13 protein-coding genes are annotated in these 15,451 nt (G+C 70.9%); 10 read left to right on the top strand and 3 right to left on the bottom strand.

What is annotated here, in order from left to right; genetic code table 11:
* Positions 1-150 precede the first annotated feature (150 nt).
* Positions 151-1,338 carry an ROK family protein gene (locus tag ACGFYV_RS09625; protein ID WP_393877806.1) on the bottom strand — a complete coding sequence of 396 codons (1,188 nt, stop codon included), beginning with the start codon at positions 1,336-1,338 and terminating at the stop codon, positions 151-153.
* 181 nt (positions 1,339-1,519) lie between these two features.
* Here ACGFYV_RS09625 and ACGFYV_RS09620 point away from each other — a divergent pair, with 181 nt between their 5' ends.
* From ACGFYV_RS09620 to ACGFYV_RS09580, 9 genes are all read left to right on the top strand, one after another.
* Positions 1,520-3,658: an alpha-galactosidase gene (locus ACGFYV_RS09620; protein ID WP_393877805.1), complete on the top strand. Its 2,139-nt coding sequence runs from the start codon at positions 1,520-1,522 to the stop codon at positions 3,656-3,658.
* Positions 3,659-3,859: 201 nt separating this feature from the next.
* The gene (locus tag ACGFYV_RS09615) at positions 3,860-4,960 is read left to right on the top strand and encodes a substrate-binding domain-containing protein (protein WP_393877804.1); all 1,101 of its coding nucleotides are present in this window, start codon (positions 3,860-3,862) and stop codon (positions 4,958-4,960) included.
* A 35-nt stretch (positions 4,961-4,995) separates the two neighbouring features.
* Entirely contained in the window at positions 4,996-6,084 is a 1,089-nt protein-coding gene (locus ACGFYV_RS09610) for a mandelate racemase/muconate lactonizing enzyme family protein (protein ID WP_393877803.1), read from the top strand.
* A complete protein-coding gene (locus ACGFYV_RS09605) occupies positions 6,081-7,169 on the top strand; it encodes an ABC transporter permease (RefSeq protein WP_393877802.1) in 1,089 nt (362 codons plus the stop codon). Before ACGFYV_RS09610 ends, ACGFYV_RS09605 begins: the two co-directional genes overlap by 4 nt.
* Entirely contained in the window at positions 7,166-8,266 is a 1,101-nt protein-coding gene (locus ACGFYV_RS09600; protein WP_393877801.1) for an ABC transporter permease, read from the top strand. The genes ACGFYV_RS09605 and ACGFYV_RS09600 overlap by 4 nt, the downstream gene beginning before the upstream one ends.
* Positions 8,263-9,843, top strand: a complete 1,581-nt coding sequence (locus ACGFYV_RS09595; protein WP_393877800.1) for a sugar ABC transporter ATP-binding protein — start codon at positions 8,263-8,265, stop codon at positions 9,841-9,843. Before ACGFYV_RS09600 ends, ACGFYV_RS09595 begins: the two co-directional genes overlap by 4 nt.
* Positions 9,840-10,163 carry an L-rhamnose mutarotase gene (locus ACGFYV_RS09590; protein WP_393877799.1) on the top strand — a complete coding sequence of 108 codons (324 nt, stop codon included), beginning with the start codon at positions 9,840-9,842 and terminating at the stop codon, positions 10,161-10,163. The genes ACGFYV_RS09595 and ACGFYV_RS09590 overlap by 4 nt, the downstream gene beginning before the upstream one ends.
* Before the next feature lie 142 nt (positions 10,164-10,305).
* A complete protein-coding gene (locus tag ACGFYV_RS09585) occupies positions 10,306-10,992 on the top strand; it encodes a GntR family transcriptional regulator (RefSeq protein ID WP_393877798.1) in 687 nt (228 codons plus the stop codon).
* A gap of 110 nt (positions 10,993-11,102) precedes the next feature.
* Complete coding sequence (locus ACGFYV_RS09580; RefSeq protein WP_393877797.1) at positions 11,103-12,077, top strand: antibiotic biosynthesis monooxygenase; 975 nt, start codon at positions 11,103-11,105, stop codon at positions 12,075-12,077.
* 52 nt (positions 12,078-12,129) lie between these two features.
* Here ACGFYV_RS09580 and ACGFYV_RS09575 read toward each other — a convergent pair whose 3' ends face one another.
* Complete coding sequence (locus ACGFYV_RS09575; protein WP_393877796.1) at positions 12,130-13,080, bottom strand: alpha/beta fold hydrolase; 951 nt, start codon at positions 13,078-13,080, stop codon at positions 12,130-12,132.
* Between the two features lie 161 nt (positions 13,081-13,241).
* On the opposite strand from ACGFYV_RS09575, the gene ACGFYV_RS09570 reads away from it, so the two are divergent.
* Complete coding sequence (locus ACGFYV_RS09570) at positions 13,242-14,120, top strand: hypothetical protein (RefSeq protein ID WP_393877795.1); 879 nt, start codon at positions 13,242-13,244, stop codon at positions 14,118-14,120.
* A gap of 39 nt (positions 14,121-14,159) precedes the next feature.
* Here ACGFYV_RS09570 and ACGFYV_RS09565 read toward each other — a convergent pair whose 3' ends face one another.
* Positions 14,160-15,260, bottom strand: coding sequence for a fatty acid desaturase family protein (locus ACGFYV_RS09565; protein WP_393877794.1), 1,101 nt, complete (start codon positions 15,258-15,260; stop codon positions 14,160-14,162).
* Positions 15,261-15,451 lie beyond the last annotated feature (191 nt).

Genomic DNA, 15,451 nt, shown 5'->3' with positions numbered 1-15,451 from the left:
AGTGCGGGCACGGCCGGGGTGGTGGCCGGCAACGGACAGCCCGCCGAGCGGTCGGGCCCGACGCGCAGCGCCTCCAGGCGGCGGGCGCGTCCACGCGGAGGCCCTGCGCCGCCTGCCCTGCGGCGGTCTACGGGCTGCGGCTCTGCAGCGTCATCGCTGCTCCTCGTACGTGTCCGACGCCATGAAGGACTGGATCGCGGTGGCCGCGGCGCCGCGCGCCCACTCCTCGAAGGGCAGGGGGCGGATGATCACGTCGCACTGCGAGGCGGTACCGAAGGCGGAGGCGGCGAACGCGTCCCGGATGCCCTCGGCGAAGAGGTCGTAGGCGGCCAGGCCCTCACCGGAGATGATCACCCGCTCGGGTCCGAAGATGTTCACCAGGGAGCCGATGGCCTTGCCGATGGCTTCGCCGGCCCGCGCGTAGACCGCGCGGACACCAAGGTCCCCGCCGTGGGCCAGTTCCAGCGCCTCGGCGGCGTCGGTCACCGGCCTGCCCGTGGCCGCGCGCACCGCGCCGAGGATGGCGGGATCCGCCGCGATCGCCTCCACGCAGCCCCGGTTGCCGCAGTGGCACAGCGGGCCGAGCGGATCGAGGGACAGATGCCCGATCTCGCCGGCCACACCGTGCGCGCCCGACACCACCCGCTCGTGCACCACCAGGCCACAGCCGATGCCGGCGCCCACGGTCACCAGGGCGAAGTCCGAGAGCCCGACGCCGGCCCCGAACCAGTGCTCGGCGACCGTGAGCGCCCGTACGTCGTTGTCGACGGTGACCGGAAGTCCCGTCGTGGTCCCGGCGAGTTCGGCGAGCGGCACGTCCCGCCACTCCAGGAAGGGCGAGTAGCGGACCACACCGTCGACGCGGTCCACGTCCCCCGAGATCGCGATCCCCAACCCCCGCACCCGGACACCGAATCCGTCGGCCTCGGTGAGCAACTCCTGTACCAGCGCGATGAGGACGGGGAGCACCGCCTCCGGCTCGCGGCCCGTGAGGGGGACGTGCCGGGAGACCCGGATACGGCAGCACAGGTCGGCCAGTACGGCGATGATCTCGTCGCCCGTCACCTTGATCCCGATGAACAGCGCCCTTCCCCCGTCCACCCGCACCAGGTTGGCCGGGCGTCCCACCGCGGGCCGTGCCTCCTCGTCCACGCCCTCGACCAGGTAGCCGAGTTCCATCAGCGGACGGACCGCCTTGGTGACGGCCGCCGCGGAGAGCCTGGTCCGCCGACCGACCTCGGCCCGGGTGAGCGGGCCGTGGGAGAGCAGGGTGGTGAAGACGAGGGACGCGGCCGGCGTCATGGCCGGGGCCGCCTCGCGGGAGGGGGTCGAGCGCATGGCCGGAAACTTAGGGACGTTATTTTTTGCTGTCAATGAAGAAAGCAACATCCATTTCAAGGGTATGAGTTGACCAGGAAGAACCTGTAAATCAGAGATCTGGAGGGGGCGTTGACAGGGGATCGAAGGAGGGGTTGGCTGCGCACTGCTCCTGTGCGGCCCGCTCCGATCGTGAGGACCCATGTCTGACATCTCCTTCGACCCCACCTGCGGCGTCTGGCTGCTCTCCACCGCGCACACGTCGTACGCGATACGGATCGACGACACGGGAGCGCCCTGCCACCTCGCCTGGGGGCCCCGGCTGCCCCTCGCCGCGGCCGGTCAGCTCGTCCCGCCCCCGGCCGGGGAGATCAGCAGCTTCGAGGGCCGCTCCCCGGCCGGGGAGGAACTGCCGGTCGACGGCGGTGCCCGGTACGGAGCACCGTCCCTGCGGGTACGGTTCGCCGACGGCACCCGGGCCTTCGAATGGACGCACCTGGGCCACCGGATCAGCGAGCCGGCGCCCGGGACGACGGAACTCGCCCTGGAGTTCCGTGACCGCCACTACCCGCTGGCCGTCACGCTCCACTACCGCGTCCACGACGACACGGACGTCATCGAACGCCGGACCGTGCTGCGCAACACCGGACAGCGGCCGATCACCCTGCTCCGCGCGGACTCGGCCGCCTGGACGCTGCCGCCGCGCGACGACTACCGGATGAGTCATGTCACGGGCCAGTGGTCGGCGGAGGGCCTCCTGCACCGCGAGCCGGTGCCGCACGGCGAGAGCGTGCTCACCAGCCGGCGCGGCATCACCAGCCACCACGCGAACCCCTGGCTGATGCTGGACGCCGGCGAGGCCACCGAGGACCAAGGCGAGGTGTGGAGCGCCGCCCTGGCCTGGAGCGGAAGCTGGCGCCTCGTCGTGCAGCGCACGCCGGACGGACGGACGGCCTTCACGGGCGGAGCCGGACACGACGGCGAGGAACTGCCGCTCGGCCCCGGCGAGGAGTACACGACCCCCGGCTTCGCGGCCCTGTACACCGACCGCGGTTTCGGCGCGGCGAGCCGCGCCTGGCACGCGTACGTCCTGGCCCATGTGCTCCCGCACCCGGACGAGACGCGCCCCGTCCTGTTCAACTCCTGGGAGGCCACCGGCTTCGATGTCGACGAGGCCGGTCAGATGGCGCTCGCCGCCCGCGCGGCGAAGCTGGGGGTGGAGCTGTACGTCGTCGACGACGGCTGGTTCCGGGGCCGCCGCGACGACACCGCGGGACTCGGCGACTGGACACCGGACTCCGGGCGGTTCCCGCGGGGGCTGCGTCCGCTCGCCGAGGAGGTCCACCGGCTCGGCATGCGCTTCGGCCTGTGGGTGGAGCCCGAGATGGTCAACCCGGACAGCGACCTCTACCGCGCCCACCCCGACTGGGTGGTGCACCTCCCGCACCGCACCCGGACCGAACTGCGCAACCAACTGGTGCTCGACTTCGCGCGGGACGACGTCGCCGAGTGGGCGTACGGATGGCTGACCCGGCTGGTCGCGGACACCGGGATCGACTTCCTCAAGTGGGACATGAACCGCGCCTTCAGCGAGGCCGGTCGGCCCGCCGGTCCGGACGGCCGGGACGCGTTGTGGACGCGGTACGTGCACCATCTCTACGGCGTCGTCGACCGGTTGCGCGCGGACCACCCCGGGCTGCGCATCGAGACGTGCAGCGGCGGCGGAGGCCGCGTCGACCTGGGCATCCTCTCCCGTACGGACCAGGCGTGGCCGTCCGACAACACCGACGCGGCCGACCGGGTCGGCGTCCAGCACGGCTTCGGGCAGATCTACCCGGCCCGGGTCATGTCGGCCTGGGTGACGGACGTGCCCAACCAGCTCACCGGCCGCTCGGTGCCACTGCGTCACCGCTTCCATGTCGCGATGGCGGGAGTGCTGGGGGTGGGCGGTGACCTCGCGCGCTGGACACCGGAGGAACTCGCCGAGGGGGCGGAGCTGGTGGCGCGGTACAAGAAGGTCCGGCACATCGTGCAGCACGGCACCCTGCACCGGCTGCGCGGACCGGGCGACGACGGACCGACCGCGGTGCAGTACACCACCACGGACCGGCGGGAGGTCTTCGTGCTGGTGTGGCAGCGGGCGCCCCGGCACGCCACACCGCGCCCCGCCCTCAGGCTTGCCGGCCTCGATCCCGCCGCACGCTACCGGGACACCGACAGCGGCGCCGTCCACCACGCGTCCGTACTGACCGGGTACGGCATCGCGCCCGAACTGCCGCCCGGTGACTGGTCCAGCACGTTGCTGCACCTGATCCGGGTCGAGGACGCACACACTCCCTGAGGCGATATTTCCTATACGATTTTGGTCCCAGGGATTGACTGGGTGATGGTCGGTCGGTGGATCGACCTGGCCTGTCCCGGCGCTCTGAGCTGCTGCCGAAGAACTCGTCAGCGCTCGTGCGGTTCAGAGGGTTGACGGGGAGCGGTGGGTGGCTGACCATCTCCGTGCCAATATCCTATTTGATTCTGGGGAGTGGTGGAGATGCGTCCCCCGACCCGTTCCGTACTGTCAGGAGTCGCCGCCGTCGCCGTGCTCATGGCGGCCTCGACGGCCTGCACCATCAAGTCCTCCGGTGGGTCTCCGGGAACCGGGGCCCAGGCCTCCGCGTCCGCCAGGACCGGTACCGGCACCGCCGAGTTGGCCGACGGCTCGGGCACCAAGGTGGCCCTCGTACCCGGCGGCGCCCACCCGTACTTCCAGCCCTGGAGGGCGGCGGGGGCCGCCGCGAAGAAGGAGTACGGCCTCGGGGACGTGACCTTCGACGAGACCTCCGAGTGGGACCAGCAGAAGCAGGACAACCTGCTCTCCACGCTCGCGGCCCGCGGCTACAACGCCTTCGGGATCTTCGGGGTCTCGCCCACCGACATCAACACCACCTTCGCCGACCTCAAGTCACAGGGTTTCGCCGTGGCTTCGCTCGCCTCCTGCCCGGCCGGCGGCACCGACAAGGCCGACTTCTGCCTCTCCACGGACGTGGAGGTCGCCGCCTACAAGGCGGCCCAGGCCGCGATCCGGGCCATGGGCGGCAAGGGCACGCTCGTCCACCTCACCGGCAACAACGTGGACGCCAACACGCAGTTGCGCATCAAGGGCGTCGACCGGGCGGTGAAGGAGACCGGGGGCAAGGTGAAACTGCTCCAGACCATCACCGACGTCGACAAGGACCTGCAGACCGCGCAGAAGGCGGTCTCCGACCTGCTCGCCGCCAAGGGCAACCGGATCCAGGGCATCGTCACCACCGCCTACAACCCCGCCGTCGCCGCCGCCGACGCGGTCGGGAGCTCAGGCTCCAGGGCCAAGGTCGTGGCCATCGACGACGACGCCAAGATCCTCGGCGCGATCAAGGACGGCTCGGTCGCCGCCACCGTCGTGCAGAACCCCGTGGGACAGGCCGAGATCGGCACCTGGGCGCTGGCGCTGCTGCAGACGAAGCAGTGCACCATGCGCCACCCGGGCCAGATCATCGACTCCGGTTCGTTCGTGGTCACCAAGGCGAACGTCGCCACCTACGGCGCGGCCCGGAAGGCGAAGACCGAGCAGCTCAAGAAGCAGTTCGGGGACACCGTCCTGAACTGTGGGTGACCACCGCCGGCGCTACGGAAAGCGGGCCTCGAACGATGACCATCATCACGACCGCCACGGCACTGCTCGCGGACATCGCGGTGGAGAAGGAGCGCACGGACGCCGTGCAGGCGTTCGTCAAGCAGGAGACCGTCCTCGTGGACATCACCACGTCGGACGGCCTGCGGGGCACCGGCTACGCCTACACGATCGGCACCGGCGGCTCGTCCGTCCTGGCCCTGCTCCGCGAGCACCTGCTGCCCCTCGTGACGGGAGCGGACGCCCGTAACGTCGAGGCACTGTGGCAGCGGCTCTTCGCCACGACGCGGGCCACCACCACCGGAGCCATCACCTCCCTCGCCCTCGCCGCCGTGGACACCGCCCTGTGGGACCTGCGGTGCAAGCGCGCCGGCGAACCGCTGTGGCGGCTGGCCGGCGGCCACCGCCAGGAGGTCCCGCTCTACGACACCGAAGGCGGCTGGCTCCACCTGAGCACCGACGACCTGGTCAGGTCGGCGCAGGAGGCGCGGAAGGCCGGCTGGGCGGGCGTCAAGATCAAGGTGGGCAAGCCGAACCCGGCCGAGGACGCCGAGCGGCTGCGGGCCGTGCGCGAGGCGGTCGGCCCGTCGCTGCACATCATGACGGACGCCAACCAGTCAGGGACCGTCTCCTCGGCGCTCCGCCTCGCCGCCGCCCTCGAACCGTACGGCCCGTACTGGCTGGAGGAGCCGCTTCCCGCCGACGACGTCAGCGGACACGCCCGCCTGGCGGCCTCGACGAGGATCCCCGTCGCCGTGGGCGAGTCGCTGTACTCCGCCATGCAGTTCCGCACCTACCTGGAGTCGGGCGCCGCCTCCGTCGTGCAGGTCGACGCCGCCCGCGTCGGCGGCATCACACCGTGGCTGAAGGTCGCGCACACCGCGGAGAGCCACAACGCCATGGTGTGCCCGCACTTCCTGATGGAACTGCATGTCAGTCTGGCCGCCGCGGTGCCCAACGGCATGTTCGTCGAGTACATCCCGCAGCTCAGAGCGGTGACCCGCACCGAACTGACGGTCCGTGACGGACGGGCGGTCGCACCGGACGTGCCCGGCATCGGCATCGACTGGGACATGGACGCCCTCGACGACCGGAGGGTGGCATGAGGGCGCCCGTCAGGACACCGGAGAATGGCAGCCGGGCCGACGGGGCGGACGGCGGCGGCGCGCGGCAGACCGCGCGGAGGCTGTCGTTCTGGGTGAACCAGCGTCTCGGACTCCTCGTGCTCACCCTCGCCCTCGCGGCGCTGTTCGGCATCCTGCGGCCGGCGTTCCTCGACCAGCGGCTCGTGCTGTTCCCCCTGTTGCGGGACATCTCGACGCTGACCGTGGTGGCGCTCGCCCAGATGGTGGTCCTCTCCGTGGGACACATGAACCTCGCCGTCGGCCGGATGGCCGCCTTCGGCGCCCTGTTCGCGGGCCTCGGGTACGACCGCCTCCATCTGCCGCTCCCGCTCGGCCTGTTGCTCTGCCTGTTCGCCGGTGCCGTCATCGGCGCCCTGGCCGGCTGGATCATCGCCCGTACCGGCGTCAGCTCCTTCGTGGTCACCCTGGCCATGGACTTCGCCCTGCTGGGACTGGTCTCCCTGCTCTACTCCGCGCTGACCGAGAACGCCGCCTTCACCACGCAGCCCGGCGGGTTCGGCGACCTGCGCTCCACCTCGCTCGCCGACATCTGTATCGGCCGCGTCTGCGGATCCCCGGCCGTCCCGCAACTGGCCCAGTTCACGGTCCTGGCGCTGGCCGGCCTCGGTTTCCTTTACGCCCGTACCCGCGTGGGCCGCGAACTGCTGCTCACCGGGGCCAACCCGGCGGCGGCGGAGCTGTCGGGCATCCCCACCGGTCGCCGCGTGATCCTCGCGCACAGCCTCTCCGGACTGCTCGCCGCGCTCGCCGGGTTCATGGCCGCCGCCAGTACCGGCACGTTCAACGCCGCCATCGGCGACGACTTCATGCTGCCCTCGTTCCTCGGCGCGGTGCTCGGCGGCACGCTCCTCACCGGTGGCGTCGTCTCCGTACTCGGCGCACTGCTCGGCACCTCCCTGGTCGGCGTCATCCGCAAGGGCCTCGATCTGCTCGGAGTCGGCCTGGAGAGCCTGAACATCTACCTCGGCTGCGTCCTGCTGCTGGCCCTGTCGGCGGACCGGGTGCGCACCGTCGTGTCCTATCGCAAGGTGGTGCGCTCGACATGATGACGACCGACGGCCGCGGAGCCCGCACCGGCGCGGCCCTGCGCCGTTTCTCCCGCTCCACGGCCATGACGCTGCTGTGCGTGACACTTGCCGGATATCTCGCCCTGGGAGCGGCCTCGTCGGGGGCGTTCTTCGAGGGGCCGTCCGTACGGACCTTCCTGCAGTACCTGGCGACGCCCATCCTCATCGGGCTCGCCCAGATGGCCGCCCTGTGCGTCGGACAGCTCAATCTCGCGGTCGGTGCCCTGGGCGGCTGCACGGCCTGCCTGACGGGTGTCCTCATGGCCGACGACGGATTCCCGGCACCGGTCGCCGTCGCGGCGGGCGTCCTCGCGGCGACAGCGGCCGGCCTGGTGACCGGTGTGTTCATCGTGGTGACGCGGATCAACGGCTTCATCGTCACCCTCGCGACGATGACCATCCTGCTCGGAGCCCAGTACCGGCTGGTCGGCACCCGCACCGTCGACGACTACTCACCGGCGCTCAAGCACCTCGGCCGGGCGGCCCCGCTGAACGTTCCCCTGGTCTTCCTCACCGCGCTCGCCGCCGCCGCACTGCTGGCCGCGTTCATGTACCGCGCGACCGCGGGCCGGCGACTGCTCGCGGCGGGCGGCAACCCGCTGGCGGCGAGACTGTCGGGCATCTCCACCGACCGGCAGATCGTGCTCGCCCACACCCTGTCAGGACTCCTGGTCGGCATCGCCGCGGTCACCGCGACGGCCTCGCTGCCCGGGGTCAACAGCAGTGTCGGCGGGGACTGGCTGCTGCCGAGCTTCGCCGCCCCGATCATCGGAGGCGTGGCGCTGAACGGCGGATCCGTCGCGGTGCTCGGCACGGTGCTGGCGGCGTTCGTCATGCGGCTCATCGACGCCGCGCGCGCCCAGTTCTCGCTCGACCCGAGCTGGGTGAACTTCCTCATCGGCCTGGTCGTGCTCGGCACGGTGGTCGGCGGCCACATGCACCAGAGGCAGCTGGCGAAGAAGGGCACGGCCCAGGGGCGTACCCCGCAGGCGCCCCCGGACCCGGGACCCGCGGCCGGCGCCGCCCTGCCGCACGCGGGAGGCGCCGCCCTGCCGAACTCGGGAGGCGCGCGATGACCGAGATCCTCCTCGAATGCCGCGAGATCGTCAAGGTCTTCCCCGGGGTACGGGCCCTGGACGGCGTCGGCCTGCGCCTGACGGGCGGATCCGTGCACGCGCTGCTGGGCGAGAACGGCGCCGGCAAGTCCACCCTCATCAAGGTCCTCACCGGCGTCCACCCGCCCGACAGCGGCCGCATCACCTGGCGCGGCGACGAGATCCACCTGCGCTCGCCACTGGACGCCACCCGGGCCGGCATCGGCGTCGTCCACCAGGAGCGCAACCTCATACCCGGCTTCTCGGTGGCGGAGAACATCACCCTGCAGAACCCTCCCTCGCACCGGGGGCTCGTCGACCGGGAGGCCATGAACGCGCCCGCCCTGCGCTGTCTGGCGGAACTCGGTCTGGACCTCGATCCGCATCAGGTGGTCCGCGAACTGTCCGTGGCTCAGCAGCAGTTGGTGGAGATCGCGAAGGCGCTCCACACCCAGAGCGAGGTGCTGCTCCTCGACGAGCCGACCGCTTCGCTGTCCCCGCAGGAGGCCGAGCGCCTCTTCGACGTCGTCCGGCGGCTGACGGCCCGCGGCACGTGCGTCGTCTTCGTCAGCCACAAGCTGGAAGAGGTCTTCGAGATCTGCGACACCGTCACCGTGCTGCGGGACGGCAGGTCGGTGCTGGAGTCCGCACCGCTCGCCGGTCACACGCACGAGGACGTCGTCGACCTGATGGTGGGCCGTGCGCATACGGCCACCGAGATGCGACCACGCACCCCGGACCGGACGGCCGCCCCGGTTCTCGTGCTCGACCGGATCTCCACCGCCGACGGCCACCGGGACATCTCCCTGACGGTGCGGCCCGGTGAGATCGTCGGTCTCTACGGCCTCGTCGGCGCCGGGCGCAGCGAGCTGGTCAAGGCCGTTCTGGGCCTCGGCCGGGTCACCGGCGGCGAGATCAGGGTGCACGGCAGGCCGGTCCGGATCGCCTCCCCCCGCCAGGCGCTGCACGAACTCGGCATCGGCTACCTGACCGAGAACCGCAAGGAAGAGGGCGTCTTCCTGGACCAGCCCATCCACAGGAACATCACGGTCACCGTGTGGAGGAAGCTGGCCAAAGCCCTCGGGTTCGTCTCCGCCGCCGAAGAACGGGCCGTGGCGCGGGATCTGGTCGAGCGCCTCGGCATCCGTGTGTCGGGCCTCGACCAGAACGCCGGTGACCTGTCCGGAGGCAATCAGCAGAAGCTGAGTCTGGCGAAGTGGCTCGCGGCGGACACCCGGCTGCTGATCGTCGACGAGCCGACCGTGGGCGTCGACGTGCGCACCAAGCACGGCTTCCACGAACTCCTGTGGGAGCTGGCCCGCGGCGGTCTGCCGATCCTGCTGATCAGCAGCGACCTCACCGAGATGATCACCCTGGCGGACCGCGTCCTCGTCATGGCCGACCACCGCGTCCGCGGCGAGGTCGACAACGACCGCGACTACGAACGGATGAGCGGCCGGATCATCCGCATCATCCACGACCGCGCGCTCTCGGCGGTGAACACGGCGGGCACGGTGAACACAGCGACTACGGTGACCACGGAGAGGGACGCGGAATGAAGCGCGTGGCACAGGTGATCCGGGTCAGCCCCGAACAGCTGGAGAGGTACCGCGAGTTGCACCGTGACGTCCCCCAGCCGGTGCTGGACGCACTGCGGGACTGCCACATCAGGAACTACTCGATCCACCTGCTCGGCGACCTGCTGTTCGGCTACTTCGAGTACGTCGGTGACGATCTGGCCGCGGACACCGCCCGCATGGCCGCCGACGAGGCGACGCAGGCCTGGTGGCGGCTCACCGCACCCTGCCAGCAGCCGGTGGAGGAGGCGGCACCGGGGGAGTGGTGGGCCTCGGCGGAGCAGGTGTTCCTCATGCCGTGAGAATGCCGCGAGCATGCCGTGAGACCGGAAGGACGGCGCCCGGCGACCTGCGAAGGGGGCGCCGGGCAAGGTCCTCACCTCGGTAAACTGCTCTCGTCCTGACAACCCCGCAGTACCAGGAGCACCAGGAGCAGGAGAACGGATGCCACCGCATGACAGTTCCTCTGCCGCCGGCCCTGGACGCCAGGTCCTTTCGGACAGCGTCTACGAGCAGATCAAGGCCATGGTCATGGACCATGAGATCGCCCCCGGCGCACGCGTGGGGATCGAGGCGCTGTCGCGCGCCCTCGGTGTCTCACCCACGCCCGTCCGCGAGGCGCTCGCCAGGCTCGAGTCGGACGGACTCGTGGTCAAGAGGTCGCTCTCCGGGTACCGGGCGACGGAGTTGCTGACCCGCGAGGGCCTCCAGGAACTCTTCGAGATGCGGCTCCTTCTGGAACCGAGGGCGGCGGCGCTCGCCGCCGTCAACGCCACCGACGAACAACTCGACGCCATCGAGCGGCTCGTGGAGGAGATGCAGACCCATCCCGGGCCGACGGGGCGGTACGCGGACTACCGCGACTTCGCCGCTCTCGACCAGCGCTTCCACGACGCGATCGCGGCGGCCTCGCAACGCCCGCTTTTGGCCGACGCGGTGGAACGGCTCCACTCCCATCTGCATGTCTTCCGGCTCAGAAGTGCCGGCAACGCCGACGACCCGACACTGGCGGAACACGAACGCGTCGTACGCGCGATCCTGCGCCGCAAGCCCGACCGTGCCGCGGAAGCGATGGCGGAGCACCTCACGCGCAGCCTGCGGCGCCAGCTCGGCCAGGAGCCGAAGCCCTGAGCGGCGCCGAACCCGCGGAACTACCGCACCCCCCTACACCTACATCTACACCTGTGCCGACATCCACCCGTACCGAGGTCCTTCAGTCGGTGCCGGTAGGTTGAGCCCTCATGAACGCCGAAAAGAACGTGGCCGCCGGGGCGGCGGCGATCATCGGGCAGAAGGTCCTTCCCGGGATGGAACACGCGTACCGGTCGTGGCAGGAGGACCTCAACGCCGCAGCCGCCTACTACCCCGGCTTCCTCGGCGCCGAGATCTCCCCGCCGACATCGCTGCAGCCCGACTGGGTCGTCGTGTACCGGTTCGACTCGGTGGCGCATCTGCAGGCGTGGATCAACAGCCGGACCAGGCAGACGTATCTCGACGTCGGCGCCAAGTACTTCGACGGCCCGGCGACCCAGCAGGTGGTCAGCAGCGGCACCCAGCAACTGGATCCGCTGGTCACCGTGGTGGTCACCCATCGCGTCCCGCCGAACGAGGTCGACGACTTCCTCCGGTGGCAGGACCGCATGGTCCAGGAGGAGAGCAGGTTCGACGGGTTCCGCGGGACCGAGCTGTTCCGCCCTGTCGAGGGGCTCCAGGAGGAATGGACCACGCTGTACCGCTACGACAGCGCCAAGCACCTCGACGCCTGGCTGACCTCGCCCGAGCGGCAGCGGGTCCTGGCCGAGGGCGAGAAGTTCAGCGACTACGAACTGCGTACGATCGACAACTCGTTCGGCAGCTGGTTCGCGTTCGCGGGCAACGGCAGGCAGGCACCACCGCCGCCCTCCGAGACCAGGACCTCCCTCGCCGTCTGGGTCGGCCTGTACCCGACCGTCGTGCTGCTGACGCTCGCCCTGTCCCCGCTGCACATGCCGCTCTGGATCGGCCTGCTCGTGGGCAACCTGCTGTCGAGTTTCCTCATGACCTTCGTGACCATGCCCTACTACGTGAACCCGCTGCTCAGGCGATGGCTGCGGCCCGCGCAGGAAGAACCGGCGGCGAGGACCAACCTCCGTGGCCTCTGTGTCGTCGCGGTGTCGATGGCCCTCTGGGCCGCCGTCTTCTATCTCGTCACCGTCCGGCTCTGGACGCTGCCCTGAGCCACGGCAGGTCCTGGTCCCGTCGGTTGGGTGAGGGTTCGTCGTTCGCGGTTCAGCGGTCCAGGCCGAGGGATCCGAGGAAGCGCAGGAGTGCGGCGTTGACCTCCTCGGGGCGTTCCTGCTGGATCCAGTGACCGGCGCCGTCCACCACGACGTGCTCGCGCAGGTCGGTGAGGACGTCTCCGAGCTGGTCCGTGGGCAGGAACATGGCGACGGGATCCCTGGAACCGGTGAGGAAGAGGGACGGTTGTGCGATGGGCCGGTCCGCCAACTCGGGGGTGAGGGCCCAGTTGCGGTCCATGTTGCGGTAGTAGTTGAGGCCGCCCGTGAAGCCGGTCTCCTCGAAGGTCTTGACGTAGTAGGCCAGTTCGTCCTCGTCGAGCCACGGCGGCGCGGGCGTCTCGGCCTCGTCGCGGTCGGCCCACTCGGCGGAGTAGATCTCCCGCGCCACGAGCGTCCTGCGGGTGTCGCGCGCGAGCGCCAGGTCCGCGACGCCGGGCTCCTGGAACCACAGCATGTAGAAGTCGTCGCCCAGACGCGAACGAAGGACGGGCAGCGGCGCGACGGGGGAGCGCGGGGTGGCGGGGACGCTCAGGCCGGCCACGGCACGCACCCGTTCGGGGTGCAGCCCGGCCATGTGCCACACGACGTTCGCTCCCCAGTCGTGGCCCACGAAGACCGCGTCGTTTGCGCCCACGTCGTCCAGGAGGCCCGCGAGATCCCCGCACAGGTGCAGCACGTCGTACGACTCGGGGTCCTGCGGTCGTGAGCTTCCGCCGTAACCGCGCATGTCCGGCACCAGGACCCGGTACCCGGCCTCGGCCAGGGCGAAGAGCTGGTGGCGCCAGGAGAAGGCGAGTTCGGGGAACCCGTGGCACAGGACGACCGGCGGTGTGCCGGGCCGTTGCTCGCCCAGCTCGAAGACACGCAGAGTGATGCCGTTCGTCGCGACATCACGCGACCGCAGGCGCTCCCAGTCGGCGAGTGAAACCTTCGTCGTCATGCGTCCGTACACCGCCCCATCAGTTGGACCCCGCACGAACAAGCCCTGTTCGACGGGGCCTTGCAAGTATTGAACTTGAGGTTGGATTCACCTATACAAGGCTGTGGTCGCGCACGCGGGACCTCGGCCGAGCTCACCGTACACCTGGAGAGAGGCACTCCGTGTTCACTCACGATGACCAGACGCCGCCGCATGTACGTGAGACGTGGCAGACGCTGGAGCCGTACCACGGGGCCGTCTACTTCTCGCCCGAGGCACACGCCGCCTACGCGGAGTCCGGGGTGGTGGGGCGCGCGGGATACTTCGCCTCCCGCGCGGCGGCCCTCGGACCCGTCGGTCCCGAGGTGGTGACGGCCACCTTCTACAACTTCAACCCCGAGGCGGTACGGGCCGCACTGCCCGCCGCCTGGGAGAAGGCGCCGCCGCAGGAGCTGCTCGCCGCACGGCTGCGCGGTATGGACGCGACCCTGCGCCGGATCCTCGGCGACGAGGTGCTCGCCTCCGCGGACATGCGACGCGCGGCCGAACTCGCCACGACGGCCGCGCAGTCGGCCCTGCCCCACGTGCACGGGCGTGCGCTGTTCGCCGCGCACACGGCACTGCCCTGGCCCGAACAGCCCCACCTGGCCCTGTGGCACGCCCAGACGCTGCTGCGCGAGTTCCGCGGCGACGGACATGTCACGGCTCTCGTGGGCGCGGAACTGAACGGCGTCGAAGCGCTGGTCACCCACGCGGCGGCCGGATCGGTCGGCGCCGAAGCGCTGCGTACCACCCGGGCCTGGTCGCAGGCGGATTGGGACACGGCCGTCGCCGGTCTGCGCTCCCGGGGGTGGCTCACCGAGGATCCGGACCTGGCCTTCACCGAGGAGGGCGCGGAGCGCCGAGCGGCCGTCGAACGCGCCACGGACCGCCTCGCCGCGACGCCGTACCTGGAACTGGGCGCCGACAGGTGCGCCGAACTGCGCACGCTCGTACACCCGTGGAGCAAGGCGCTCGCGCAGGAGCTGATGCCGTGGGCGGTGGGGCGCCTCGTGCGATGAGGTGGCCTGTGTACGTCCTCCACGACCACTCCCGCGCGTTCACGCCCTGCGCTGCCGCCTGATCGGCTCTCCCACACGATGCAGGTGCGTCAGGGCCTCGCGGTAGGACTGGATCAGTCCGGTCTCGTGACAGGGCACCCCGATCTCGGCGCAGTACTGCCGCACGATCACCCGGGCGCGACGCAGATGGACCGTGGGCATGCTCGGGAACAGGTGGTGTTCGATCTGGTAGTTGAGCCCGCCCAGCATCACGTCGGTGAACCGGCCGCCGCGCACGTTGCGGGACGTCAGGACCTGGCGGCGCAGGAAGTCGAGCCGCTGATCACCGGTGAGCGTCGGCATGCCCTTGTGGTTGGGGGCGAAGGTGCAGCCCAGGTAGACGCCGAAGAGGCACTGGTTCACGGCGAGGAAGGCCACCGCCTTGCCCGGGGAGAGCACCAGGAACAGGGCGGAGAGGAAGGCGGCGCTGTGCAGCAGGAGCAGGGCGCCCTCCAGCAGCCGGTTCTTCATGGACGGTGAGCGCAGCGCCCGCACACTGGAGACGTGCAGGTTGAAGCCTTCCAGCGTCAGCAGGGGGAAGAACAGCAGTGCCTGGTGGCCGCCGAGGAGGCGGGCGACGCCCCGGCTGGCACGGGCTTGTCCGGTGGACCACACCAGGATGTCCGGGGCGACGTCGGGGTCGAGTTCCTCGTGGTTGGGGTTGGCGTGGTGGCGGGTGTGCTTGTTCATCCACCACCCGTAGCTCATGCCGATGGCGAGGTTGCCGAACAGCCGTCCGCCGATCTCGCTGTGCCGGCGCCGCCGGAAGACCTGCCCGTGGGCGAGGTCGTGCGCGACCAGGGCTATCTGTCCGAACACCACGGCCAGAAAGGCGGCGACCAGCAGTTGCCACCAGGTGTCGCCGAGAGCGAGGAAAGCTCCCCAGCCGGCGGCGAACGACCCGGTCACGAGAGCGAGCCGCACCGTGTAGTAGTCGGGGCGCCGTTTCAGCAGGCCGGCCTCGGCCACGCGCCGGGACAGCCTGGCGAAGTCGCTGCCGGCACCGGGGTTCGACGCGCCCGCGTCGGCGGCTGAGCGGCCGGACGCGCCGGCGGAGTGGCCGGCCGCGACGGAGACATCGGGAGAGGGAGAGATCGTCATGCCAGAATTCTGGAGACGGCCGGACGGCCGAAGTAGCCTGCCACCCACCGTATGCACACGGGGCCCCGCCCCCGGGGGGGGGGGGGGGGGGGGGCCCCCCCCCCCCCCCCCCCGGGGGGGGGGGGGGGGGGCCCCCCCCCCCCCCCGCGCGGGGGGGGGGGGGGGCGGCGCGGCGGCCCCCCCCCCCCCCC

This window comes from Streptomyces sp. NPDC048297, from assembly GCF_043201585.1.
In the GTDB taxonomy this organism is placed as follows: Bacteria; Actinomycetota; Actinomycetes; order Streptomycetales; family Streptomycetaceae; genus Streptomyces.
Note: the sequence above shows the minus strand (reverse complement) of the source record. Positions and strands in the feature narration are given on the sequence as shown.